Annotated in this window: 23 protein-coding genes; 18 read left to right on the top strand and 5 right to left on the bottom strand. The window is 75.0% G+C overall.

Going from position 1 to position 23,250, the window contains the following annotated elements; genetic code table 11:
- Positions 1–11 precede the first annotated feature (11 nt).
- Positions 12–380, top strand: coding sequence for a YciI family protein (locus tag MF672_RS16685; RefSeq protein WP_242378273.1), 369 nt, complete (start codon positions 12–14; stop codon positions 378–380).
- A 27-nt stretch (positions 381–407) separates the two neighbouring features.
- Here MF672_RS16685 and MF672_RS16680 read toward each other — a convergent pair whose 3' ends face one another.
- The gene (locus tag MF672_RS16680; protein WP_242378276.1) at positions 408–827 is read right to left on the bottom strand and encodes a MarR family winged helix-turn-helix transcriptional regulator; all 420 of its coding nucleotides are present in this window, start codon (positions 825–827) and stop codon (positions 408–410) included.
- 1 nt (position 828) lies between these two features.
- On the opposite strand from MF672_RS16680, the gene MF672_RS16675 reads away from it, so the two are divergent.
- The 5 genes from MF672_RS16675 (at position 829) to MF672_RS16655 (ending at position 5,598) form a co-directional block, all read left to right on the top strand.
- Positions 829–1,053, top strand: a complete 225-nt coding sequence (locus MF672_RS16675) for a DinB family protein (RefSeq protein ID WP_242378278.1) — start codon at positions 829–831, stop codon at positions 1,051–1,053.
- Between the two features lie 186 nt (positions 1,054–1,239).
- On the top strand, positions 1,240–2,631 hold the full coding sequence (gad, locus tag MF672_RS16670; RefSeq protein ID WP_242378280.1) for a glutamate decarboxylase: 1,392 nt from the start codon (positions 1,240–1,242) through the stop codon (positions 2,629–2,631).
- 29 nt (positions 2,632–2,660) lie between these two features.
- Positions 2,661–3,836, top strand: a complete 1,176-nt coding sequence (locus tag MF672_RS16665) for a cytochrome P450 (protein ID WP_242378282.1) — start codon at positions 2,661–2,663, stop codon at positions 3,834–3,836.
- Positions 3,837–3,843: 7 nt separating this feature from the next.
- A complete protein-coding gene (locus MF672_RS16660) occupies positions 3,844–4,251 on the top strand; it encodes a carboxymuconolactone decarboxylase family protein (protein WP_242378283.1) in 408 nt (135 codons plus the stop codon).
- Positions 4,252–4,344: 93 nt separating this feature from the next.
- Positions 4,345–5,598, top strand: coding sequence for an esterase/lipase family protein (locus MF672_RS16655; RefSeq protein WP_242378284.1), 1,254 nt, complete (start codon positions 4,345–4,347; stop codon positions 5,596–5,598).
- Between the two features lie 63 nt (positions 5,599–5,661).
- Here MF672_RS16655 and MF672_RS16650 read toward each other — a convergent pair whose 3' ends face one another.
- Positions 5,662–6,474: a class I SAM-dependent methyltransferase gene (locus MF672_RS16650; RefSeq protein WP_242378285.1), complete on the bottom strand. Its 813-nt coding sequence runs from the start codon at positions 6,472–6,474 to the stop codon at positions 5,662–5,664.
- An 87-nt stretch (positions 6,475–6,561) separates the two neighbouring features.
- Between MF672_RS16650 and MF672_RS16645 the strand changes: the two genes are divergently transcribed.
- The 9 genes from MF672_RS16645 to MF672_RS16605 all read left to right on the top strand — a co-directional run bounded on the left by MF672_RS16645 (position 6,562) and on the right by MF672_RS16605 (position 15,175).
- Positions 6,562–7,164, top strand: coding sequence for a TetR/AcrR family transcriptional regulator (locus MF672_RS16645; RefSeq protein WP_242378286.1), 603 nt, complete (start codon positions 6,562–6,564; stop codon positions 7,162–7,164).
- Between the two features lie 51 nt (positions 7,165–7,215).
- Positions 7,216–7,818: an AAA family ATPase gene (locus tag MF672_RS16640; protein ID WP_242378288.1), complete on the top strand. Its 603-nt coding sequence runs from the start codon at positions 7,216–7,218 to the stop codon at positions 7,816–7,818.
- Positions 7,819–7,897: 79 nt separating this feature from the next.
- Positions 7,898–8,290: a GntR family transcriptional regulator gene (locus tag MF672_RS16635; RefSeq protein ID WP_242378300.1), complete on the top strand. Its 393-nt coding sequence runs from the start codon at positions 7,898–7,900 to the stop codon at positions 8,288–8,290.
- Positions 8,287–9,177: an ABC transporter ATP-binding protein gene (locus MF672_RS16630; RefSeq protein ID WP_242378301.1), complete on the top strand. Its 891-nt coding sequence runs from the start codon at positions 8,287–8,289 to the stop codon at positions 9,175–9,177. Before MF672_RS16635 ends, MF672_RS16630 begins: the two co-directional genes overlap by 4 nt.
- The gene (locus MF672_RS16625) at positions 9,174–10,229 is read left to right on the top strand and encodes an ABC-2 membrane transporter-related protein (protein WP_242378303.1); all 1,056 of its coding nucleotides are present in this window, start codon (positions 9,174–9,176) and stop codon (positions 10,227–10,229) included. Before MF672_RS16630 ends, MF672_RS16625 begins: the two co-directional genes overlap by 4 nt.
- Entirely contained in the window at positions 10,226–11,644 is a 1,419-nt protein-coding gene (locus MF672_RS16620) for a S41 family peptidase (RefSeq protein ID WP_242378305.1), read from the top strand. Before MF672_RS16625 ends, MF672_RS16620 begins: the two co-directional genes overlap by 4 nt.
- Before the next feature lie 11 nt (positions 11,645–11,655).
- Entirely contained in the window at positions 11,656–12,798 is a 1,143-nt protein-coding gene (locus MF672_RS16615) for an alpha/beta hydrolase family protein (RefSeq protein WP_242378307.1), read from the top strand.
- Between the two features lie 93 nt (positions 12,799–12,891).
- On the top strand, positions 12,892–14,259 hold the full coding sequence (locus MF672_RS16610; RefSeq protein WP_242378309.1) for an FAD-binding oxidoreductase: 1,368 nt from the start codon (positions 12,892–12,894) through the stop codon (positions 14,257–14,259).
- Positions 14,260–14,332: 73 nt separating this feature from the next.
- Entirely contained in the window at positions 14,333–15,175 is an 843-nt protein-coding gene (locus MF672_RS16605; RefSeq protein ID WP_242378311.1) for an alpha/beta fold hydrolase, read from the top strand.
- A gap of 1 nt (position 15,176) precedes the next feature.
- Here the strand turns inward: MF672_RS16605 and MF672_RS16600 are convergent, their stop codons facing one another.
- Positions 15,177–18,503, bottom strand: a complete 3,327-nt coding sequence (locus MF672_RS16600) for an ATP-binding protein (protein ID WP_242378313.1) — start codon at positions 18,501–18,503, stop codon at positions 15,177–15,179.
- Between the two features lie 116 nt (positions 18,504–18,619).
- Between MF672_RS16600 and MF672_RS16595 the strand changes: the two genes are divergently transcribed.
- Entirely contained in the window at positions 18,620–18,994 is a 375-nt protein-coding gene (locus tag MF672_RS16595) for a DUF4267 domain-containing protein (protein WP_242378315.1), read from the top strand.
- 33 nt (positions 18,995–19,027) lie between these two features.
- Complete coding sequence (locus MF672_RS16590) at positions 19,028–20,338, top strand: FAD-binding oxidoreductase (RefSeq protein ID WP_242378316.1); 1,311 nt, start codon at positions 19,028–19,030, stop codon at positions 20,336–20,338.
- Here the strand turns inward: MF672_RS16590 and MF672_RS16585 are convergent.
- Positions 20,320–20,925, bottom strand: coding sequence for a TetR/AcrR family transcriptional regulator (locus MF672_RS16585; RefSeq protein ID WP_242378317.1), 606 nt, complete (start codon positions 20,923–20,925; stop codon positions 20,320–20,322). The genes MF672_RS16590 and MF672_RS16585 overlap by 19 nt on opposite strands.
- 127 nt (positions 20,926–21,052) lie before the next feature.
- On the opposite strand from MF672_RS16585, the gene MF672_RS16580 reads away from it, so the two are divergent.
- Positions 21,053–21,964 carry an alpha/beta hydrolase family protein gene (locus MF672_RS16580; RefSeq protein WP_242378318.1) on the top strand — a complete coding sequence of 304 codons (912 nt, stop codon included), beginning with the start codon at positions 21,053–21,055 and terminating at the stop codon, positions 21,962–21,964.
- A gap of 11 nt (positions 21,965–21,975) precedes the next feature.
- Here the strand turns inward: MF672_RS16580 and MF672_RS16575 are convergent, their stop codons facing one another.
- Positions 21,976–23,097, bottom strand: coding sequence for a carboxylate-amine ligase (locus tag MF672_RS16575; protein ID WP_242378319.1), 1,122 nt, complete (start codon positions 23,095–23,097; stop codon positions 21,976–21,978).
- Positions 23,098–23,250 lie beyond the last annotated feature (153 nt).

Here is a 23,250-nt window from a genome sequence, read left to right as displayed (position 1 = left end):
GAGGAGAAGCGATGAAGTACCTGCTGATCATGCACAACAACCCCCGGATCTGGGACGCGCTGACCGAGGCGGAACGCGAGGAGGTGATGAGCGCCCACGGCGCGTTCATGGAGACCGTCCGCGCGTCCGGGGAGCTGGTCGGCACCGTGGCGCTGGCCGACCCGTCGCAGAGCGCCGTCGTCAGGGTGCGGGGCGGCGTGCCGGCGGTGACGGACGGCCCCTACCTGGAGGCCAAGGAGCACCTCGGCGGCTACTACCTGGTGGAGTGCGACAGCCGCGAGCGGGCCCTGGAGCTGGCCGCGCTGATCCCGGACGCCGGGGTCGAGGGGCTCGGGATCGAGGTGCGGCCGGTGGTGTTCGCGGGCCCGGCGGGCGCCTGAGCGCGCGGCGCCGGGATCGGCGCGCGGTCACGGGCGACCGGCCCCGGTGATCTCCTCGCGCGGCAGCTCGGACAGCGTCCGCAACGCGTTCAGGAGACCCGCGCGGTCGGCCGGGGACAGGCGGGCCAGCAGCCGGTTCTCGTTGGACTGGATGCGGGCCCGCACCGCCTCGCGCACCGCGCGGCCCCGCTCGGTGATCGCGAGGACGCGGGCGCGGCGGTCGCGCGGGTCGGGCTCGCGGGTGATGAGCCCGGCCGCCTGCAACCGGTCGAGCGTGCCGATGATGCGGGTCTTGTCGGCCCCGATCGCCTCGGCGAGCGCGTTCTGGGTGCGTACCGCCTGGTCCTCCAGCGCGCCGAGCACGACGTAGCCCCACATGGTGACGTCGTGCGCGGCCAGCACCGGCAGTTCGGCGGCGATGAGGGACTGGAGGAGGGCCTGCATCATCGTGCACTCCTGGGACCTGGCCAGAGCGCTCGGCGTCCCGGTCGGGTTCCCGGACGAGCTGACGGCGGCCGCGCTGCCGGTCGCGGAGGCCGTGCCCGACGGGCCGGCGCGCCTCAGGCCGGGCGCGGCGTTCGCGCCCGCGCTCGACCGGACCGGCCGCTCGGCGCTCGACGACATCCTCGCCCACCTGGGACGCCGGCCGGACTGGTCACCGCGCGTTTCTTGATCGGCATACCCGATCACCAGGCATTTCTCTCTGACGGACGGTCATCGTCCCCTTTCGCGGGACCTCACGAAGTACCCCCGTCCTGATTGCCTTGCCCTCTCCCTGCGCGAATGGTGGTGGCTTGTCGGTGGCGATCTCAGCACGACAGGCCGCGGCTCGAACCGTACGCAGAACGGGAGACCGACCATGTCGAACCTGCACAGAAGGGCGGGCGCCGACCGTCACGCCGCCGCCCTGCACGTCAACCCGCTCTACAGCGGACTGATCTCCGAGGGCGGGGTGCCGCGCTACCGGCTCCCCGACGGCCCCATGCATCCCGACGCGGCCCTGGCGATCATCCGCGACGAGCTCATGCTGGACGGCAACGCCCGCCTCAACCTCGCCACCTTCAGCACCACCTGGATGGAGCCGCAGGCCAAGGAGCTGATCGGCGAGTGCCTCGACAGGAACATGGTCGACCGCGAGGAATACCCGCAGGTCGCCGAGCTGGAGGGGCGCTGCGTCAACATGCTGAGCGAGCTCTGGCACGACCCCGGCCAGGGCATCGGCTGCTCCACGGCGGGCTCCAGCGAGGCGGCCATGCTCGGCGGCCTGGCGATGAAGTTCGCCTGGCGGCGGCGGCGCGGCGGCGCGGGCGGGCGGCCCAACCTCGTCATCGGCACCAACACGCACGTGTGCTGGCCGAAGTTCTGCCGCTACTGGGACGTCGAGCCGCGCTGGGCGCCGATCCGCCGCCGCGGCGGCCCGTCCGACCTGCGGCTCGACCCCGAGGACGTGGTGAGCCGCTGCGACGCCGACACCATCGGCGTCGTCGCCGTGCTCGGCTCCACCCAGACCGGCGCGTACGACCCGGTCGCGGACATCGCGGCCGCGCTGGACCGGCTGGAGGCCGAGCGCGGCCTCGACGTGCCGCTGCACGTGGACGCGGCCGGCGGCGGCTTCGTCGCGCCCTTCCTCCAGCCCGGCCTGGCCTGGGACTTCCGGCTGCCCCGGGTGCGCTCGATCAACGCCTCCGGCCACAAGTTCGGCCTGGTCTACCCGGCGGTCGGCTGGGTGGTCTGGCAGGACGCCGCCGACCTGCCCGGCGACCTGGTGCTGCACACCGACGTGCTGGGCGGCCCGCAGGAGACGTTCACCCTCAACTTCTCCCGGTCCGGCGCGCCCATCGCGGCGCAGTACTACAACTTCCTGCGGCTCGGCTTCGACGGCTACCGCGCCGTCCAGCGGACCTGCCAGGACGTCGCCCGCCACCTGGCGGCCGGCATCGCCGGGCTCGGCGGCCTGGAACCTCTGACCGACGGCGGCGAGCTGCCGGCGTTCGCCGTCAGGACGGCCGCCGACCTCGGCTGCACCGCGCACGAGCTGTCCGACCGGCTGCGCCGGCGGGGCTGGCAGGTGCCCGCCTACCACCTGCCGCCCGCGCTGGAGGAGATCCCGGTGCTGCGCTTCGTCGTCCGCAACGGGTTCAGCTTCGACATCGCCGACCGGCTGCTCGCCGACCTGCGCGACACGCTGCGCGAGGTGCGCGGCCCGGGCCGCCCCGCGTCCCGGCAGCCGCTCACCGCGCTGACGCGTTGACCCCGCCCACACGGAGAGGACCTGCCGCCATGAGCACTTTCGCCGAGAGCATCACGCTCGACCAGCTCAACGAGGATCCGTACCCGATCTACGCCCGGCTGCGCAAGGAGGAGCCGGTCGCCTTCCTGCCCGCGATCGACCAGTGGATGGTGACCCGCTGGGACGACGTCGTGGCCGTGGTCAGCCGCCCGCAGTCGTTCACCACTCACTTCCCGCAGTCCCTGGTGGCCCAGGTGTGCGGGCCGGGCAACATGCTCGGCACCGAGGGCGACGCCCACGCCGAGCTGCGCGCCTGCGTGGACGTGGACTACTCGACCGAGACCGTGCACCGCTTCTTCGCCGACGACGTCCGCCGGCTGTCGGAGAAGTACGCCGAGACCATCGCCGGCCGCGGCGAGGCCGAGCTGAAGCGCGACTACCTCGGCCCCATCGCCGTCCTGTCCGAGGCCAAGGTGCTCGGGCTGGACCAGGTGGACCCGGAGATCTTCCTGCGCTGGTCACGCGGCCTCAACACCGGCATCACCAACTTCGAGCACGACCCCGCCAAGCAGCGGCTCGGCGAGGACACCGCCGCCGAGATCAACCGCGCCCTGACCCCCACCGTCGAGCGCTACACCAAGAACCCCAACCAGTCCACGCTGTCCAACCTCATCCACGCCGGCCGGCCCCCCGGGAACCCGCGCACGCTGGAGGAGGTGCTGCCGACGCTGCGGCTGGTCATGAGCGCCATCGAGGAGCCGTCGGTCGCGGCCTGCTACGCGCTGCTCGGCCTGTTCGGTCGTCCCGAGCAGTACGCGGCGGTCAAGGCGGACCTGTCGCTGCTGCCGGCCGCCGTGCACGAGGCGCTGCGGTGGATCTCGCCCGTGGGCGCGCTCATGCGCTCGGCGCCCCACCAGGTCACGCTGGCCGGCGTGACGATCCCGGAGGGCGCGCCGGTCGCCGCCATCGTCGCCTCCGCCAACCGGGACGAGACCGTGTTCGACGACCCTGACCGCTTCGACCTGTACCGGACGCCGCACCCGCACGTCTCGCTCGGCTACGCCCGGCACCGGTGCCTGGCCATCGACTTCGTGCCGGAGATCGTCCGCATCAGCCTGGAGGTGCTGCTGGAGCGCCTGCCCGGCCTGCGCCCCGACCCCGACCGGCCGCCCGCCTACCACGGCTGGCGTTACCGGCACCCCGACAGCCTCCACGTCCGCTGGTGAGGATGACATGACGACCGATCAGAACCGCCGCAAACACGGCGAGAACGTCCTGGACCGCCTGGACGGCACCGCCCGCGCCCACGTCACCGCCGCCCTCGACGACGTCTCCCCCGACCTGGCCGACCAGGTGATCTCCTGGGCGTTCGGCGAGATCTACGACCGGCCCGCGCTGCCGCCGCGCGACCGGCAGCTCGTCATCCTGGGCATCCTCACCACGCTGGGGAGCTGCGAGCCGCAGCTCAAGATGCACCTGCGGATCGCGCTCAACACGGGGCTGACCCCGGAGCAGATCACCGAGGCGCTGCTGCAGGCGGCCGTCTACTGCGGGATGCCGCGGGCGCTGGTCGCCACCTCGATCGCCAAGCAGGTCTTCGCCGAACGCGGCCTGCTGCCCGCCCCCGCCGCGAGCGGGTGAGCCGCGCGACCGCTGGAGGACGGGCTGTGATCAGCACCAAGACAGCAGCGTCGCTTGAGGTAGCCGTGAAGCCCGGCAAGGTAACTACCGGATGTGATCAACGAACAGCAGCTCACGAGCGCCCTGAGCGCCGTGTCACCGATCCTCCTGTCCTCCAGCGCCAGCGCCGGCGGCAGGACCGAGGCCACCGCCGCCGTCCCGCCCGCCGACCCGTGGAGCGACTGCTGGCCGCTGCCCGGCGGCACCGCCTGGGTGTACTACGGCCAGGGCAACCAGGGCCTGACCCGGCCGGTGCTCCTGGCCGACGGCTTCGGGGCCGGCGCCAGCGACATCGACGAGCTGTACGACGGGCTGGAGCGGCACGCGTTCCCGCTGGTCAGCGCGCTGCGCCGGCGCGGCCGCGACGTCGTCGTCATCGGCTACGACGACCGCGGCGCCTCCATCCTCGACAACGCCCACACCGCCACCGCCGCGATCCACCGCGCGGCGGCCGAGCGGCTGGGCGGCGCGCGCCTGCTGGCCGGCGGGTTCAGCATGGGCGGCCTGGTCACCCGTTACGCCCTCGCCCGGATGGAGCAGCAGCGCGTCGACCACCAGGTCGGCGTGTACTTCTCCTGGGACAGCCCGCACCGCGGCGCCTACGTGCCGATCTCGCTGCAGGCGTTCGCGCACTACCTGCGGGCCTACGACGCCCGGTTCTCCGACCAGTTCAACAGCCCGGCCGCCCGCGAGCTGCTGTCCTGGCACCTGTCCGACTGGACCGGCGTGCCCGGCGTGGACCCGCTGCGCACCCGGTTCCTGCAGGCGCTGGAGTCCGTCGGCGGCTGGCCGCGCCTGCCGCGGCTGCTCGCCGTTGCCGACGGGACCGGCGACGGCTCGGGCAACGGCGTCGAGGCCGGCGAGGCCGCGCTGCTCGGCACCGGCGACCTCATCGCCGGCACCGAGCTGCGCACCCAGCCCATCGCGCCCGACACCCTCGTCGCCAAGCTCCGCGTCCTGACCCCCGACGTCGCCGAGGTGCAGGCGCCGGGCGTGCCGCCCGTGGACGGCGCCCCCGGCGGCACCCTGCCGGGCTTCGCGATCCTCGCCGACGCGCTCAACGCCATCGCCGAGGCGACCGGGCTCGGCCTGGACGTCGACAACCCTGATCCCGCGCACTGCTTCGTGCCGTCGATCAGTGCCGTCTCGGTACGCGACCTCACCGAGGCCGACCTGCACCTCGACATCGACGCGCTCGACCCGGACGAGAGCGACTTCGACGACTTCCTGTGCGCCGGCACCAACCACGGCCACACCGAGATCACCGAAGAGGCCGCCACCTGGCTCCTCGACCGCCTGCCCGACTGACGGCGCGCTCACCTGGGCCGGTCCCGCGACTCACCACGTCGCGGGACCGGTGGCGGACGGTGTTCACCCGCGGTGGGCGACCACCGCCGTGGTCGTCCAGGTCGTGGTGAAGGCGCCCCCGGCCGCGTCGATGGCGGCCCCGACGGAGCCCAGCACCTCGGCCAGATCCCCGGCCGGGAGCCGGGTGAGGCTGCCCGTCGTGGGCAGCAGGTCGAGCCATTCCTCGCGGGTGTAGTGCCGCTCGGTGTCGAAGCGCCACTGCTCCGGCTCGCCGAACGCGCCCGAGTCGCGGATGCCGTCGGCGAACGTGTCGAACATCCGCCGGTAGATCTCCTGGGCCGGCGGCGGCGAGCCGGCGGCGAAGGGCGAGTCGGGCGCCACGCGCCGCAGCGCGGCGTTCAGCGCCTCGGCGATCGGCGCGGGCGGGTCGTAGACGTGCGCGAACACCGCCAGCAGGCCGCCGGGGCGCAGCACCTGGGCGGCCTTGGCCGCGCCGGCGACCGGGTCAACCCAGTGCCACGACTGCCCGGCGACGACCGCGTCGAAGGTGCGGCCGGCGGGGTCCCAGTCCTCGAACGTGGCGACCTCCACCTCGACGCCGGTGCCGCGGGCGAACTCGGCCATGCGCGCGTCCGGCTCGATCCCCAGCACCGTGCAGCCGGCCGCGAGGAACTGGCGGGCCTCGATGCCGGTGCCGCAGCCGACGTCGGCGAGGTCGCGCGCGGCGTCGGCGATCCGCCGGATCAGCGCGTCGGGGTAGGCGGGCCGGGCCCGGTCGTAGCGGGCGGCGTCGACGCCGAACGACTCGGCGATCTGCCTGGCCTGATGGGGGGCTTCCGGGGAGGGACGGGAGTCGTCCCGAGGTAGAGTGGGCATGCGCCCACCATAGTGGGCACGCGCCCACTCAACAACCCGATAGCGTTTCGCGTCGAGCGAAGAACCGAGGCAAGGGGAGAACGGGCGATGCCGACGGGAGTGGCCCTGCGCGACGTGCGCCGGCAGTTGTTCGAGGCCGCCGGCCGGGTGCTGTTCCGCGACGGGGCGAGCGGCCTGACCAGCCGCGCCGTCACCGAGGAGGCGGGCGTCGCCAAGGGCGTGCTGCACCGGCACTTCGACGACTTCGACGACTTCCTCGCCGAGCTGGTGAGCGAGCGCATCGCCGCGCTCGACGGCCCCGCCGCGGACCTGCGCGCCGGGGCGGGCACCGGCGCCGTCGCCGACCGCCTCACCGCGGCGCTCATCCACCTGTTCGACCCGGTCACCGTGTCGATCGTCGGCCTCGTCGTCTTCCGCGACGAGCTGCGCGCCCGCCTGCGCCGGGCCCACCCCGCCCCCGGCATCCCGCTGCTGACCCAGGCGGCCAGCGTGCTCAGCGCCTACCTGCGCGACGAGCGCGCGATGGGGCGCCTCGCCGCCGACGCCGACGTGGACGCGCTCGCGCTCGCCCTCATCGGCGCCGCCCACCTGCTGTTCGCCGACCGCGAGGCCGGCCCGCCGGCCCCCGGGACGCTGGCCGGGGTGGTCGACGCGGTCATCGCCGACGTGGTGCAGCGCCGTCTCCTGTGAGCCGCCTGCTGTGACTTGAGCCGGGCGGCGGCATGCGGCAGGGTGGCCGGCATGCTGGTGTGGATCAACGGCCCCTTCGGCGGCGGCAAGACGCAGACGGCGTACGAGCTCAACAGGCGGCTGCCCGGCAGCGTCGTCTGCGACCCCGAGCACGTGGGCTTCGGCCTGCACCGGATGACGCCGCCCGCGCTGCGCACCGACTTCCAGCGCCTGCCCGCCTGGCGCCAGGGCGTCCGCGAGGTGCTCGACCTCGCGCTGACCCGGCACGACGGCGTGGTCATCGCGCCGATGACGCTGGTCGAGCCCGCCTACTACGACGAGATCCTGACCCGCCTGCGCCAGGCCGGCCACGAGGTGCGGCACTTCGCGCTGCTCGCCGGCCGGGAGACGGTGCTGAGGCGGCTGCGCGGCCGCAGCCTGAGCCGGTCGCTGAAGCGGGAGGCGTTCGCGGTGGCGCGGCTGGAGGAGTGCCTGGAGCGGCTGCGCCGTCCCGAGTTCGCCGAGCAGGTCGACACCGACGGGCTGACGGTGCCGCAGGTCGCCGAGCGGATCGCCGACGCCGCCGGGCTGCGGCTGACGCCCGGCGCGGACGGCCGGCTGCGCGGCTGGCTGCGGCGGACCGGGGTCAGCCTGCGGCACATCAGGCTCGACTGAGCCCGTCCCGGGGCGTTCCTTACCGTCTCCATACATGCAAATATCTAATGTGCTAGCACACTAGATATTTGGAGCAACGGTGATCGAGTTCCACCTCGAGGCGAAGTCCGGCCTCTCGCCGTACCAGCAGCTCGTCCAGCAGGTACGCCACGCGCTGCGCCTCGGCCTGCTGCGCGAGGGCGACCAGCTCCCGACGGTCAAGGAGGTCGTGGCGCAGCTCGCGATCAACCCCAACACCGTCCTCAAGGCCTACCGGGAGCTCGAACACGAGGGCCTGGTCGCCGCCCGCCCAGGCGTGGGCACGTTCGTGACGGCGACGCTCACCGGCGCCTCGCTGGCCGCGCACGGCCCCCTGCGGCTCGAACTGCGGCGCTGGCTGGCCAAGGCCCGCCGGGCCGGCCTCGACGACGAGAGCATCGAGGCCCTGTTCACGACCACCTTCCGCAGCACTGCTCAGGAGGACATAGCGTGACCTCGGTCCTGCGCGCCCAGGCACTGGGCAAGAGATACGGCAGACGCTGGGCGCTTCGCGAGTGCACCGTCGACATCCCGGCCGGCCACGTCGTCGGCCTGGTCGGCCCCAACGGCGCCGGCAAGACGACGCTGCTGAAGCTGGCCGCGGGCCAGCTCGAACCGAGCGCGGGCGAGATCACCGTGCTCGGCGGCCGGCCCGCGGCCGGGCCCGCGCAGCTGGCGAGGGTCGGCTTCGTCGCCCAGGACACCCCCGTCTACGCGGGGCTGACCGTCGCCGACCACCTGCGGCTGGGCGCCCGGCTGAACCGCCGCTGGGACGACGCCCTGGCCCGCGAGCGCGCCGAACGGCTCGGCCTCGACCCCTCGCACAAGGCGGGCCGGCTGTCCGGCGGGCAGCGCGCCCAGCTCGCCCTCACCCTCGGCCTGGCCAAGCGGCCCGAGCTGCTGCTGCTGGACGAGCCGGTGGCCTCGCTCGACCCCCTGGCCCGCCGCGAGTTCCTGCAAGGGCTGATGGAGGCCACGGCCGAGCACCAGCTCAGCGTCGTGCTCTCCTCCCATCTGGTGTCCGACCTGGAACGGGTCTGCGACTTCCTGATCGTGCTCGTCGGCTCCCGCGTCCAGGTCGCCGGGGAGGTGGAGGAGTTGCTGGCCACCCACCACCGGCTCACCGGCCCGCGCCGCGACCCCGGCCGGCTGCCCGCCGGCCAGCAGGTGGTCTCCGCGCGGCACACCGAACGGCAGAGCACGTTCATCGTGCGCACCGGCGAGCCCGTCCTCGACCCCGCCTGGAACGTCAGCCGGCTCGGCCTGGAGGACCTGGTCCTCGCCTACCTGGACCGCGACGTCGCCGGCGAGCGGCGCGTCCTGCTGGAGGTGCCGCGATGATCTGGCTGACCTGGCGGCAGTTCCGCGGCTCGGCCGCGCTGACCGCCGCCGTGCTCGGCGTCCTCGCCGCCGTGCTCGTCCTGACCGGGCCCCGCCTGGCCGCCGGCTACTCGGCCGGGCTGGCCGCCTGCACCCGCGAGGGCGCCTGCGACCGCTTCTTCGACGCCTTCTTCGACACCTACCAGCTTCCCTTCCTGGCCGTCACCCTCCTCGTGCTGCTGCTGCCCGCGCTGGTCGGGCTCTTCTGGGGGGCGCCACTGATCACCCGCGAGCTGGAGGCGGGCACCCACCTGCTGGTGTGGAACCAGAGCGTCACCCGGGGCCGCTGGCTGGCGGTCAAGCTGGGGCTCACCGGCCTGGCGGCCGTCGCCGCCGCCGGAGTGTGCGGCCTCGCGGTGACCTGGTGGTCCGGCCCGCTGGACAGGTCCGCGCCGGCCGGCTTCGCGGTGATGGACCCGCTCATCTTCAGCGCGCGCGGCATCGCCCCCATGGGGTACGCGGCCTTCGCCTTCGTCCTGGGCGTGAGCGTCGGCATGCTGGTACGCCGCACGCTGCCCGCCATGGCGCTGACCCTGGCCGTCTTCACCGCGTTGCAGCTCGCCGTGCCGCTGCTGGTGCGGCCGCACCTGATGACCCCGGTCACCGCGACGTCCCAGCTCGGCCAGGGCAACGTGGACCACCTCGGCATCCGCGGGGACGGCGGCGGCCCTCCCGAGGTGCGGCTGGAGTCGGCCGTGCCCGGCCAGGCGGGCGCCTGGGTCCTGGCCAGCCGCCTGCTCGACCCGTCCGGGCGCGTGATGCCGGGCGGCGGCGAGGACGGCCACGGCCTCATCCCGGTGTCCACCACCTCGGGGCCCTGCGCGCCGCAGAGCGCGGCCGGCGGCGGCGCCTGCCTGGCCGAGATCAACCGGCTCGGCTACCGGCAGCAGGCCGAATACCACCCGCTCGGCCGCTTCTGGCCGTTCCAGTGGCTGGAGACCGGCCTCTACGCCCTGCTCACGCTCGGCCTGACCGGGTTCTGCTTCTGGTGGATCCGGCGGCGCCTGTCATGAGCGCGCTCAGGGCCGCCGCCGCCGGGCTCGCCCTGCTCCTCGCGGCGGCCTGCACCGCCCCGTCGCCGCCGCGCGGCCAGGCGAGCACCGCCGACGACACGGTCTGCGCGCCGCCGCAGAGCCCGCCGGGACCGGTGCGGCCCACCACGATCGACGTCGTCGAGCAGGCGTACTTCTGCATCCTCGGCAACTACTACGCGGGCCGCACCCTGGACGCCCGCGCGTTGCTGACCGCCGGGTTCGCCGCGCTCACCCGCGAGCTGAACCGGCGCGGGCGGGACGTGCCCGACGCGGTCATGCCCGCGCTGACCGGCGACAGGAAGGCCGACTGGGCCGCCTTCGAGACCGTCTGGCGCAGGACCGCCGGCCAGGTGCCCGACCTGCGCGACCAGCTCGCCGCGAGCACCCTGGAGGCGGTCGTGGCGGCGCTCGGCGACGATCACGCCTCGTGGGGGCGCGGCACGGAGCGGCCTCCCGGCTACTACGACGGCGACGGCTACGGCCTGGGCCTCCAGGCGAACGTCAACGGCGCCCAGGTGGACGGCAACCCGGACGCCGCCGTGCCGCCGCTGTTCGTCACGGCCGTGCAGGGCGGCGCGGCCCGGGCGGCCGGGCTGCGCCCCGGCGACGTCATCGAGGCGGTCAACGGCTCCGCCCCGTTCATCGACGGCGAGCCCACCCGGGCGATCGCCGCGCTCTACCCGCGTTACCCGGAGGCGCGCCCGGTCCGGCTGCGGCTGCTGCGGCAGAGCACCGGCCGCCGCTGGGACGTCACGCTCGAACCCGGCCTCTACCCGCGCGACCTCGCCTCGTTGCAGGTCGTGACGTCGAAGCTGCTGGACCGGAGCGTCGCCTACGTCCGGATGACCGGCTTCGCCCCCGACTCGGCGGACCGGGTGCTGAAGGCGATCGCCCGGCGGCGCGCCGCCGCGACCCTCACCGGCGTCGTGCTGGACCTGCGCGGCAACGGCGGCGGCAGCCCCACGGAGGCGATCCGGCTGCTGAGCGCGTTCGCGCACGGCAAGGTCACCGCCTACCAGTGCGCCGCGGACGGCACCTGCCAGGACTCGCGCACCGACGACACCGTGCCGCTGGTCGGCCTGCCGCTGGCGGTGCTCACCGACCGGAGCTGCGCCTCGGCGTGCGAGCACTTCAGCTCGGCGGTCAAGGACCTGCGCCTCGGCCGGCTGGTCGGCACCAGGACGGCCGGCGTCGTGTCGGGGCCGGCGCAGCCGTACCTGCTGGCCGACAACACGGTCCTGAGCTTCCCCGCCCGCCACCACCTCGGGCCCGGCCGCGAGGTGATCGACGGCATCGGCGTGCCGCCCGACCGCTACGTGCCCACCACGCCGCGCGACGCCGCGGCCGGGCGCGACCCCGTCCTGGCCGAGGCCCTGGCCTCGCTGCACGAGTGAAGGAAGCGCCCATGAGACAGCTCGCGGCCGTCGCCGCGGTCCTGCTCGCCGTGTCCGCCTGCGCGGCGCCCGCGCCGCCCCGCTCCGAGGCCGCGCCGTCACCCACGCCGGCCGGGCCCGCGGTGCTGCCCGCGCCCACCGGGGACCGGCCCGTCGGCACGACGGTGCTGTACCTGAAGGACACCTCCCGGCCCGACCCCTGGAACCTGGACGCCGCCGCGCGGGAGCTCAAGGTCACCCTGTGGTACCCGGCCGGGCGGCGCGACGGCGAGCGCGCCCCGTACATGACGGCCAAGGAGTCGGAGCTGCTGCTGAAGGGCGCGCGGATCGCGAGCGCGCCCTACGACACCCTGAGCAGGACCCGCACGAACGCCGTCGAGGACGCCGAGCCGGCGGGCCGGAAGCTGCCGCTGGTGCTGCTCTCCCCCGGCTTCACCAAGCCGGTCAGCACCCTCACCTCCCTCGCCGAGGACCTGGCCAGCCACGGGTACGTGGTGGCCGGCCTCGACCACCCCTACGAGAGCTACGCCACCACCCTGCCCGGCGGCCGCGTCGCCGCGTGCCTGGCCTGCGACAGCGACAGCGACCCCGGCTTCGGCGCCGGCCTCGTGCGGGGCCGGGCGGCGGACGTGTCGTTCGTGCTGGACCGGCTGCCGTCCGCGTGGGACGGCAGCCGGGTGGTCGACTTCTCCAGGGTCGCGATGGCGGGCCAGTCGATCGGCGGGGCGAGCGCCCTGGCGGCGCTGGCGCACGACCGCCGCGTCCGGGCCGGGATCGACCTCGACGGCACCACCTACGCCCGCTTCCCCAAGGGCGGTCTGTCCCGGCCGGTCCTGTTCGTGGGGTCGCCTGAGCACGTCCCCGGGGGCCGGGACGCCTCGTGGGAGCGCGACTGGAAGCTGCTCACCGGGTGGAGACGCTGGATCGTGCTGAAGGGCGCCGAGCACCAGTCCTTCACCGACGCGCCGCTGCTGGCCGGCGCCCTCGGCATCAAGCCGGTCCCGGGCACGCTGCCGGCGGCGCGCGCGGCCGAGCTGACCCGCGCGTACGTGGCCGCCTTCCTCGACCGGCACCTGAAGGGGCTCGAGCGGCCCCTCCTGGACGGCCCGTCGCCGCGCGAGCCGGAGGTGACCTTCCACCAGGGGTCCCTGTGACGCACGTCACTCCGGCGGCCTGTCACAGGGGGCGGCCGGTCGGCATCTTGTGTTCGTCCAGCGCGAATGACGATACGACCCATAAGGACGAACATGACCTCCGACTCGACGGCCGCCTTCGACGCGGCCACGCTTGACGACCTGCGCCGCGACTTCGGCGGCGACCTCGTGACCCCGGGCGACGCCGACTACGCCGCGGCCGCCCGCACCATGCTCGTGTCCGGCGAACCGGCGCTCGTCCTGCGGCCCAAGAGCGTCGAGGACGTGCGGGCCGCCGTGCGCTTCGCCGCCGGGACCGGGCTGGCGCTGTCCGTGCGCGGCGGCGGCCACGCCTTCGCGGGCTTCGGCACCAACGACGGCGGCATCGTGATCGACCTCGCCAACCTGGCGGACGTGGAGGTCGTGGACCCCGACCGGCACCTCGTGCGCATCGGCGGCGGCGCCACCTGGGGCCAGGTCGCGGCGGCCCTGGCCCCGCACGGCCTGGCCATCTCCTCCGGCGACACCAGGAGCGTCGGCGTCGGCGGGCTGACGCTGTCCGGCGGCATCGGCTGGAAGGTCAGGAAGTACGGCCTCGCCCTGGACAGCCTGGTCGCCGCCGAGGTGGTCACCGCGGACGGCCAGGTCGTGCGGGCCGGCGCGGCGGAGCACCCGGAGCTGTTCTGGGCGCTTCGCGGCGGCGGCGGCAACCTCGGGATCGTGACCGCCTTCGAGTTCACGGCCCACCCGACGACGGACGTCTTCCACGGCGTGATCGCCTTCCCGGCCGCGGAGGCGGCGGCCGTGCTCCAGGGCTGGGCCGAGCACCTGCGCACCGCGCCCGAGGAGCTGACCTCCATCGCCGGGCTGGCCAGCCCGCTGGCCGGCGGGCCCGAGGCGCCGGTCGAGATCCAGGTCGTCTTCGACGGCGACGACCCGCGGCTCGCGGCCGAGGCGATCGACCCGATCCGCTGGCTCGGCACGGTGGTGAGCGACACCGTGGCGCTCAAGCCGTACGCGGAGACGCTGGTGGAGGGCATGAGCCCGCCGCCCGGCTTCGCGCTGGTGACCCGCAGCGCGTTCGCCGGACGGGAGTCGGCGTCAGAGCTGCTGCGCGTCCTGGCCGAGATCGGGACGTCGGCGGGGACGCCGATCATCGCGATCCGCAGCGTCGGCGGCGCGGTCTCGCGGGTGCCGGGCGACGCCACCGCGTACGCCCACCGGCAGGCCGAGCTGATGGTCGCGACCACGATCGGCGGCCCCGCGCCGGTCGTCGAGGCCGCCCGTCCCGGGCTGGAGGCGGTCTGGGCGCGGCTCGCGCCGCACGTCGCGGGCGCCTATGCGAACTTCCTGGCCTCGGCCACGGACGAGGACGTCGCGGCGGTCTACCCGGCGGGCACGTACGAGCGGCTGGCGGCGGTGAAGCGCCGCTACGACCCCGCCAACCTCTTCACCGGCAACCACAACGTCAAGCCCGCGTGACCCTCGCGCACGACCGACCGTTTCCATATACGATACCGTTATCCATAGTGATAACGGTGGCGGGAGCGGGCGCATGCGCGACAGACCGGGGCGGAAGGTGCCGGTGAACGGCCGGCACGTCTACGTCGAGGAGTCCGGCGACGGGCCGGACCAGGTGGTGTTCGAGGCGGGCGCGGGCTGCGGGCGCACCTGCTGGGACCCGGTGCTGCCCCTGCTGGCCGGCCGGGCGCGGCTGGTCGCCTACGACCGCGCCGGGTTCGGCCGCAGCGGCCGGACCACCGGGACGCCCGGCATCGACGACCTGGCCGCCGACCTCGTCGCGATGACCGAGGCCGTGGTCCCCGGCCGGTTCGTGCTCGTCGCGCACAGCATGGGCGGCCTGGTCGCGCGGCGCGCCGCCGAGAGCCTGGCCCCCCGGCTGCGGGGGCTGCTGCTGGTGGACCCCCTGGCCGAGACCGCACCGGTCTACGACACCTGGGACCGCACGACCGGCAGGATCGACCGCACGATGGCCCTCACCCAGGCGCTGGCGGCGCTCCGCCCGCTGGCGCGGCTGCTCAGCGGCGGCATGCGGCGCCTCTACCCCCGCGACACCTACGAGACGATGCTCGCCGAGGACTTCACGCCCGCCGGCATCGCCCAGACCCGCAAGGAGATGCGGGCCGTCGCCGCCGCGATCACCGACTTCCGGCGGCGGCCGCCCCAGGACCCGAAATGCCCGGTCGTCGTGCTGGCGGCGGCCGGGCCCGCGGTGGCCCGCCGGCGGCAGGAGACCGGGCTCGCCGAGCACCAGCGCCGCCTCGCGGCCGGCCTGCCCGACGGGCGGTTCGAGGAGGCGGACACCGGCCACTTCATCCAGGCCGAGCAGCCCCGGCTGGTCGCCGACCGGATCCTCGGCCTCCTCGGCCACCCCTGAGCTAGGAAGCGGTCCGCGCCCGCGCCCCGGCGGCCCAGTGAGGAGCGTTCCACCGGTCGGCGACGGCGGCGGCCCGGGCGAAATGGCCGGCGGCCGCCTCGGGGCGGCCCAGGAAGACGGCCAGCTCGCCGAGAGTGTGAGCGACCGGGCGCAACGCCACCGACAGGCTCTCGGCGCCCGCCGGAGGGCCGTCGCGGTGCGGCAGCAGCGCCGCGTAGACCTCCTCGGCGGCCTCGCGGTCGTCCAGGGCGACGACGGCCATCGCGCGCACCGTCGTCAGGAAGGTGAAGAAGAAGTCGGAACGGATCGGGCCGGCTGACGCGCGGACCTCCCGGGCCTCGGCGTCCAGGCCGTTGGCGTGGAGGGCGAGCGCGAACAGGTCGGCGGTCAGGGGGCCGAGCACGGCGTGGAGGGCGCGCACGTCGTCCAGGTGCGCGCCGAGCGTGCCCTCGTTCAGCCAGATCGTGGCCAGGGCGAGCTGCAGGAAGCCCGTCGCGTGCACCGACCCGATGCGCCGCATGCCCTCGCCCGCCCTGGCGTAGAGAAGCTCGGCGTCGGCGTACCGGCCCTCGACGACCGCCAGGCCCGCCAGCGTGATCTCGCAGACCGCGATCGCCTCGCGCATCCGGTAGGCGCGGGCGAGCTCCAGGGCCTCGGTGACCATCTCCCGCATGGTCACCGGGTCGTTGGCGGCGGCGGCGACGGCGGCATGGTCGAGCAGCCCGGTCACCCGGTACACCGGCAGGTCGTGCTCGATGCCGATCCGCACCAGCTCCCGGCACAGCTCGGCGTCGCCGTGCACCTCCGCCAGGATGCCGAGCGCCGCGGCCCGCAGCCGGGGCTCGGTGGCGAGGTCCAGCGCCTCCTGCGCCGCCTCGACGACGGTCGGGTCGTCCTCGCCGACCAGTTCGTACGCGTACGCCGTCAGCAGCCGGGACCGCACCGGAGCGGGCAGCTCGCGCTTCAGCAGCCGGCTCAGGCGCTCGACGACGGGCCGGTCCACCGTGCCGTACGTACGGGCCTGCCAGGGGGTCGGCTCCGTCCACGCGGTGAAGGCGGCGATCATCAGGTCGTCGCGGCCCAGGGACTCGGCGTACTCCACGGCTTCGCGGCGGGTCTCCCGGGCGGCCGCGACGGCCCCCGAGCGGATCTGCGCGCGCAGCAGCCGGCCGAGCAGGTCGACGCGCTCGTCCGGCCCGGTCGCGTTGGTCACGGCGTCGGCGAGGAGGCAGGCCGCCACGTCGTGGGCGTAGCGGGCCTCGGCCAGGTCGGCGGCCTGGACGCAGTAGCCCACGGCCTTCGGCGAGCCGGCGCGCGTGTAGTGGTAGGCCAGCGCCGCGACGTCGCCGGAGCCTTCGAGCGCGGCGGCGATCCTGGCGTGCATCCGGGTCGCGCGCACCCTGCTGACGTCGGCGAGCAGCGTGTCCCTGACGAGGGCGTGGACGAAACGCACGCGGCCCGGGCCGGGCTCGTCGAGCAGCCCGGCGACGACGCCCGCGTCCAGGGCGTCCAGCACCCGGTCCTCGTCGGTGCCGGCGGCCCTGACCAGGACGTCCACCGAGCTCTCCCGGCCCGCGACCGCGGCCAGCCGCAGCACGGGCACGCCGCCCTCGGGCAGCCGGGCGAGCCTGCGGCGCAGCACGTCCCGTACGCCTTCGGGAACCTCCGACAGGGCGACCAGCGCGCCTTCGCCGTTCAGCAGCCGGGCGCTCTCGCGCACGTAGAACGGGTTGCCGCCGGTGCGCTCGGCGATCCCCGCGATGGTCTCCTCGTCGGTCTCGCACTCGGCCCGGACGAGCTGCGCGACGGCCTCGGCGTCCAGCCCCGGCAGCGCCAGGCGGAGCGGCGTGGCGCGGGCGAGCGCGGCCAGCGTCTCGGTGAGGTGCCCGCTCTCGTCCGCGCGGTAGGCGGCGACGACCAGGATCGGGGCCCGCACGCCGACGACGCCGCCGAGCAGCTCCAGCGTGGTGGCGTCGGCCCAGTGCAGGTCGTCCAGCACGACGGCGACCGGGCGGTCCGCGGCGACCGCCGCGAGCCACTGCCACACGGCCCGGCGCAGCCGGAACCGTCCGGCGGTGGCGTCGGCGTCCACCGGCCCGGCGTCGGTGAGCAGCGGCGCGAGGTCGCCCGCGAACGCGCCCGGCGGCGTGGACGCGGCGACGGCGCCCAGCGCCTCGGTCCAGGCCCACGCGGGCGGCGCGCTGTCGATCTCGGGGCAGCGGCCGGCGGCGACCAGCCACCCGTCACGTCCGAGCCGCCGGCCGAGGTGGTCCAGCAGCGTCGACTTGCCGAGCCCGGCCTCGCCGGTGACGAGGGCGACGCGGGCCCCGTCGGCGGCGGCCTCGCCGGCGGCCGTGACCAGCGCGGACAGTTGCGGCTCGCGGCCGACGAACGGCGCCTCGGCGAGCGGGGCCGTCCCCGGGAGAGACCGCGGGAGAGGCGCCGCCTGCGGCGGGGCGGCCGGCGGGAGCGAGGACGCGGACGGGGACGCGGACGGGGACGCGGACGGAGGCGGGGACGCGGGCGGGGGCACGGACAGGGGCACGGGCGGGGGCGGGGGCGCGGTCGCGCGCAGGAAGTCCGTGCGCTGGGTGAGGATCGCCTCCTCCAGCGCCGTCAGGTCCGGGCCGGGGTCGAGCCCGAGCTCGTCGGCGAGGATGCCGCGGGCGCGGCGCAGCGTCGCCAGCGCGTCGCCCTGGCGGCCGCTGCGCCACAGCGCCAGGGCGTGCAGCCGCCAGCCCTCCTCGCGCAGGGGCTCGTCGCGGGTGAGCCGCTCGGCCTCGGGCACCACCGCGGCCGGGTCGCCGAGGCGCAGACCGGCCGCGACGTGCAGCTCGGCGGCGACCAGGCGCAGCTCGTTCAGCCGGGCCGTCTCGGCGGCGGCCCACGGCTCGTCGGCGACCTCGGCGAACGCCGGGCCCTGCCACAGCCCCAGCGCCTCGGCGAGCCGGGCCTGCGCGGCACGCGGGTCGGTGTCCGCGCGCGCCTGGCTCAGCAGGCCCTCGAAGCGCCAGGCGTCCACCGCCTCAGACGGGAGCCGCAGCGCGTAGCCCGGCGCCGCGCTGACCAGCAGCCGGGCCGGCGTGCGCGGCGGGCGTCCCGGCTCCAGCAGCCGGCGCAGGTTCGACACGTACGCCTGCAGGGACAGCAGCGCCCGCCCGGGCGGCTCACCGTGCCACAGGTCCTCGATCATCCGGTCGACCGGCACGACCTGCCCGCGCGCCGCCACCAGCAGCGCCAGCACGCCCCGCTGCCGCGGCCCGCCGAGATGGACGGCCGCACCGTCCACCTCCGCCGCGAACGCGCCCAGCACCCGGATGAAGACCATGATTCGCACATCGTATGCCGGACGTTCCAAATCGGCTCCAAGCGCCCTCCAAACGCCCGGGAGCAGCCTGAACACGTCACGTACCGACCGGTGATCCGCGATCGAAGGAGAAGGACATGTCATTGAAGAAGGTCAACACCATCCTGGCGGTCGCCATCGTCCTGTTCACGCTGTACCTCGGGTTGTCCTTCGTGCTGCCGCTCGGGACGACCTTCCCCGGCCTGCCGGACTGGCCCGGCGACGGCAGCGGCTTCCCGGTCATCAAGGGCAGCCGTGAGATCGCGATGGGCCTGGCCATGGGCGTCCTGCTGGTGACGGGGCACCGCCGCGCGCTGGGGTGGGTCCTGCTGATGATGGCGGTCGCGCCGTTCGGCGACATGGTGAACGTCCTGGCCCATCACGGCTCCGCGGCCGCCGCGTTCGCCGTCCACGGCCTGACCGCGGCGCTGATCGCGGTCACGGGGGCGCTGGTCCTCCGCGAGACTGCCTGACACCACTGATTTCTCACGACAAAGGAGACGACGATGACGATGAACGACTTGCGCGGTGTGCTCAGGGGGCGCGTGCTCCTGCCCGGTGACGACGGCTTCGCGCAGGCGGCCACCCCGTGGAACCTGACCGTCGGGCAGCCCGTGGCGGCCGTGGCGGAGGCCGCGGACGCCGACGACGTGGCGGCGCTCGTGCGCCACGCGCGGCGGGCCGGTCTGACGGTGACCGCGCAGCCGAGCGGGCACGGCGCCTCGGGTGCTGTGGAGGGCCTGATCCTGCTGCGTACCGGCCTGCTGAACGAGGTGGAGGTGCGCCCGGAGGAGCGCGTGGCCCGGGTGGGCGCGGGCGCGAAGTGGGGGCAGGTGCTGGCGGCGGCCGGGCCGCTGGGCCTGACCGGCCTGTCCGGCAGCGCGCCGGGGGTCAGCGTGACCGGCTACACCCTGGGCGGCGGCGTCGGCTGGTTCAGCCGCAGGCACGGCTTCGCCTCCGACAGCGTGCGGGCCTTCGACATCGTGGACGCCGACGGCGAGCCGCGCCGGGTGAGCGCCGGCTCCGATCCCGACCTGTTCTGGGCGCTGCGCGGCGGCGGCGGGGACTTCGCGATCGTGACCGCGCTCGAACTGGAGCTGTACCCCGCGCCGGTCCTGTACGGCGGCCGCGTGATCTGGCCGGAGCACCGGACCAGGGAGGTGCACGAGGCGTTCCTGGAGATCACCGCCGGCGCGCCGCGCGAGCTCAGCGTCTGGATCAACCGGCTCCAGCTCCCCGGCACGCCGCCGATGGTGACGCTGGACCTGGTCCACCTCGGCGAGGCGGCGGAGGGCAAGGACCTGCTGGCGCGCCTCGACAAGATCGAGGGCGCGATCTCCGACAGCCGCGGCGTCGTCCCGGTCGCCGACCTCGGGACCGTCACCGCCGAGCCCACCGACCCGGTCCCGTCCATCGCCCGCGCCGAGCTGCTCACCGGCCTGGACGCGGACGCGGTGGAGCTCCTGCTGGACAGGCCGGTCGAGCCGCTGATCAACGTGCAGATCAGGCACCTGGGCGGGGCGCTCGCCGAGCCGGGCGAGGGGGCCGGCGCGAGCGGCGCGCTGACCGAGCCGTACCTGCTCACCCTGCTGGGCGTCGGCCTGCCGCACACGGCCGGCGTGACGCACGCCCGGCAGGCCGAGGTCGTGGCCGACCTGGGGGCCTACGTCAGCGGCCGCAAGCCGTACACGATGTTGTCCCCCGGCGAGACGGCGGAGCGGTCCTTCTCCGGCGGCACGCTGGCGCGGCTGCGGGAGATCAAGCGGGCCCGCGACCCGCACAACGTGTTCCGCGCCAACTACCCGGTGCTCGGCTGACCTGTCCTGAGGCCGGTGATGAGCAGGCCGACCAGGCGGCGGGCGTCGTAGTGCGGGTTGTCGCCCTCGGCCCCGATGCAGAGGTTGCCGACGCCCCGCATGAGCTCGAGGGCCTCGACGTCGTCGCGGATCTCGCCGGCGGCGACCGCGGCGTCGAGCAGCCGGGCGCACACGGGCACCAGCCGGTCGAGGAACCAGGCGTGCAGCGCCTGGAAGCCGGCGTCGTCGGAGTTCAGCACGGCGGCGAGGCCGTGCTTGGTGACGAGGAAGTCGATGAACATCTCGATCCAGCGTCCCAGCGCCGCGTGCGGGGTCGGCCCGGCCGCCAGCAGCTCCGGCCCGGCCGCGGCGAGGGCTTCGATCTGGTGGCGGTAGACGGCGATGATGAGGTCCGCCCGGGTCGGGAAGTGGCGGTAGATCGTGGCCGTCCCGACGCCCGCCCGCGCGGCGATGTCGCGGATCGGCGCCTCGACGCCGGCGGCCACGAAGACGGCCGCGGCGGCGTCGAGCAGGCTCTTCTCGTTGCGCCGGGCGTCGGCCCGCTTGCGCGGGGCGGCCCCGCCCGCGCCCCCTCCGCTGTCGTGCACGGTCTCGTCCTCCGGTGCCGGGTTTGCTAACCGGGACAGTGTCCCGTATCGTTCAAGTGGGACGTGGTCCCGTTTCAACTCCCTCTCATCATGCCAGAGAACCGGCGACCCGAAGGACAGACCTCTCATGACCACACTCGACCCGGCCATCGTCTCGGTGAAGCCGGTGGTGCTGCCGGCCCCGGGACGGGGCGAGGACCTGCGGGTCCGCGTCTCGGCCCCCGCGACCGGGCAGGCGCTGCCGGTCGTCGTCTTCTCGCACGGCTTCGGCTGGTCCATGGACGGCTACGCCCCGCTGGCCGATTACTGGGCCGCGCACGGCTTCGCCGTCGTCCAGCCCACCCACCTCGACTCCCGGACGCTGGGCCTCGCCCCCGACGACCCCCGCACCCCGTCGATCTGGCGCACCAGGGTCGAGGACCTCAAGCGCGCCCTCGACGGGCTCGGCCGTCTCGAAGCCGCCGTCCCCGGCCTCGGCGGGCGGCTGGACCAGGGCAAAATCGCTGTCGCCGGGCACTCCTGGGGCGGCCAGACGGCGAGCATGCTGCTGGGGGCACGGGTCCTCGGGCCCGGCGGCGAGCCGGGCGAGGACCTGTCGGACCCGCGCGTCGGCGCCGGCGTGCTGCTCGCCACGCCGGGTCTGGGCGGGGCCGACCTGACGCCGTTCGCGGCCGAGCACTTCCCGTTCATGAACCCCGACTTCACGGGGATGACCACCCCGGCGCTCGTCGTCGCGGGCGACCACGACCGGTCGCCGCTGTCCGTGCGCGGCCCGGACTGGTTCACCGACCCGTACACGCTGAGCCCCGGCCCCAAGAGCCTGCTCACCCTGTTCGGGGCGGAGCACTCGCTCGGCGGCATCGTCGGGCACGACGTCGCGGAGACGACGGACGCCGACCCCGCGCGGGTCGCCCTGGTGCAGCGGCTGACCTGGGCCTACCTGCGTAGCGCCCTGCACCCCGGCGACCCGGCCTGGGCGGCGGCGCGCGCGGAGCTGGCCCGCGACCCCGGCCCGCGAGGGCGGGTGGAGGGGGCCTGAGCCGGGGGCCGTCAGCCCGCCAGGCGCGGCACGTCCTGCCGGGACTGCTCGACCAGCATCCGCGCCACGTCGCCCACCAGCCCCCGCCGCCGGTACGCGGCCCGCTGCCGGGCCGCGCCCGAGCCGTGCCGGTGCAGCACGTCCAGCCCCTCGTCCATCAGCGGCAGGTCGTCGAGGGCCCGCAGGGCCGGGCCGGCGTGGTCGATCAGCCGGTCCACCAGCCGCCACGCGGACATGCGGCGGCCGGTGAGCAGGTCCACGTTCTCGCCCTCCAGCCCGTCGCGGGCGGCCCGCCAGGAGGCGGCGCCGAGCAACGTCTGGTCGACGGCCGGCGCGGGCCGGCCCGCGCGCACGTCGTCCAGGGCCGTGGCGCCCAGTGCCCGCACCAGCCCGGCCAGCAGCACCACCTCGGCCACCGTCTGGCCCGTGTCGGCCACCCTGACCTCGATCGTCGGCTGGTGGTGGGAGAGCCTGACCTGCCAGTAGACCATCCCGCGATCCAGGATGGCGCCGAAGGCGCGCAGCCCCTCCACCAGCTCGTCGTAGTGCTCGCCCGACCGGAAGAACGGCGGCGGGCCGGCGCTGGGCCAGCGGCTCCACGCCACGGTCCGCCAGCTCGCGTGCCCGGTGTCCGCGCCGTCGCTGATCGGCGAGTTCGCGGTCAGCGCCTGCAGCACCGGCAGCCAGGGCCGCAGGTGGTTGATCACCTGGACGGCCTCCTCGCGGTCGGCGATGCCGAGGTGCACGTGGCAGGCCGCGACGCCCTGGCCGCGCAGCACGTCGCCGTACTCCTGCCGCAGCCGCTGGTAGCGCGGCGACGGGGTGATCGGCGGCCGGCCCTCGTCGCCCGTCAGCGCCGCGCCGGTCGCGGCCACGCCCACGCCCGCGCCCTCGGCCGCGGTGACCACGGCCGCGCGGAGCCGTACCAGCTCCTCCCGCAGGCCCGGCAGGTCGGTGTGCACGCCGCTGTTGGTCTCGATCTGGAACTTCGTCAGCTCCGTCACCACCTGGCCGTGCCGGGGGCCGCCGACCCGTTCGCGCACCTTGTCGGCCACCGGGGCGACCGCGCCGGTCTCCGGGTCCACGAGAATGAACCCCTCCTCGACGCCCATGGTCAGATCGCTTTCAGACATGGGGCTCCTCTTCCCCGGCAGCCGCGCAGCTAGCGGCCGGGCGGGCGGAGAAGGTCAGGAGAGGGATGGAAAGGGGATAGAACACCTCTTTCCACTCTTAACGTATAGCGCACAGGGGGGCTTGCCACAAGACCCCGGTCGTGCCGCAGAATC

The sequence above is a fragment of the Actinomadura luzonensis genome (assembly GCF_022664455.2).
In the GTDB taxonomy this organism is placed as follows: domain Bacteria; phylum Actinomycetota; class Actinomycetes; order Streptosporangiales; family Streptosporangiaceae; genus Nonomuraea; species Nonomuraea luzonensis.
The sequence above is the reverse complement of the archived record's forward strand: the minus strand, read 5'-3'. Positions and strand labels throughout refer to the sequence as shown.

What these genes read in the sequence shown, in the direction of transcription:
- MF672_RS16615 (WP_242378307.1), top strand. Translation starts at nt 11,656, where the DNA reads ATGAGACAGCTCGCGGCCGTCGCCGCGGTCCTGCTCGCCGTGTCCGCC.
- MF672_RS16595 (WP_242378315.1), top strand. Translation starts at nt 18,620, where the DNA reads ATGTCATTGAAGAAGGTCAACACCATCCTGGCGGTCGCCATCGTCCTG.
- MF672_RS16605 (WP_242378311.1), top strand. Translation starts at nt 14,333, where the DNA reads ATGCGCGACAGACCGGGGCGGAAGGTGCCGGTGAACGGCCGGCACGTC.
- MF672_RS16685 (WP_242378273.1), top strand. Translation starts at nt 12, where the DNA reads ATGAAGTACCTGCTGATCATGCACAACAACCCCCGGATCTGGGACGCG.
- MF672_RS16580 (WP_242378318.1), top strand. Translation starts at nt 21,053, where the DNA reads ATGACCACACTCGACCCGGCCATCGTCTCGGTGAAGCCGGTGGTGCTG.
- MF672_RS16645 (WP_242378286.1), top strand. Translation starts at nt 6,562, where the DNA reads ATGCCGACGGGAGTGGCCCTGCGCGACGTGCGCCGGCAGTTGTTCGAG.
- MF672_RS16575 (WP_242378319.1), bottom strand. Translation starts at nt 23,097, where the DNA reads ATGTCTGAAAGCGATCTGACCATGGGCGTCGAGGAGGGGTTCATTCTC.
- MF672_RS16640 (WP_242378288.1), top strand. Translation starts at nt 7,216, where the DNA reads ATGCTGGTGTGGATCAACGGCCCCTTCGGCGGCGGCAAGACGCAGACG.
- MF672_RS16620 (WP_242378305.1), top strand. Translation starts at nt 10,226, where the DNA reads ATGAGCGCGCTCAGGGCCGCCGCCGCCGGGCTCGCCCTGCTCCTCGCG.
- MF672_RS16650 (WP_242378285.1), bottom strand. Translation starts at nt 6,474, where the DNA reads ATGCCCACTCTACCTCGGGACGACTCCCGTCCCTCCCCGGAAGCCCCC.
- MF672_RS16600 (WP_242378313.1), bottom strand. Translation starts at nt 18,503, where the DNA reads ATGGTCTTCATCCGGGTGCTGGGCGCGTTCGCGGCGGAGGTGGACGGT.
- MF672_RS16680 (WP_242378276.1), bottom strand. Translation starts at nt 827, where the DNA reads ATGATGCAGGCCCTCCTCCAGTCCCTCATCGCCGCCGAACTGCCGGTG.
- MF672_RS16660 (WP_242378283.1), top strand. Translation starts at nt 3,844, where the DNA reads ATGACGACCGATCAGAACCGCCGCAAACACGGCGAGAACGTCCTGGAC.
- MF672_RS16610 (WP_242378309.1), top strand. Translation starts at nt 12,892, where the DNA reads ATGACCTCCGACTCGACGGCCGCCTTCGACGCGGCCACGCTTGACGAC.
- gad (WP_242378280.1), top strand. Translation starts at nt 1,240, where the DNA reads ATGTCGAACCTGCACAGAAGGGCGGGCGCCGACCGTCACGCCGCCGCC.
- MF672_RS16665 (WP_242378282.1), top strand. Translation starts at nt 2,661, where the DNA reads ATGAGCACTTTCGCCGAGAGCATCACGCTCGACCAGCTCAACGAGGAT.
- MF672_RS16590 (WP_242378316.1), top strand. Translation starts at nt 19,028, where the DNA reads ATGACGATGAACGACTTGCGCGGTGTGCTCAGGGGGCGCGTGCTCCTG.
- MF672_RS16625 (WP_242378303.1), top strand. Translation starts at nt 9,174, where the DNA reads ATGATCTGGCTGACCTGGCGGCAGTTCCGCGGCTCGGCCGCGCTGACC.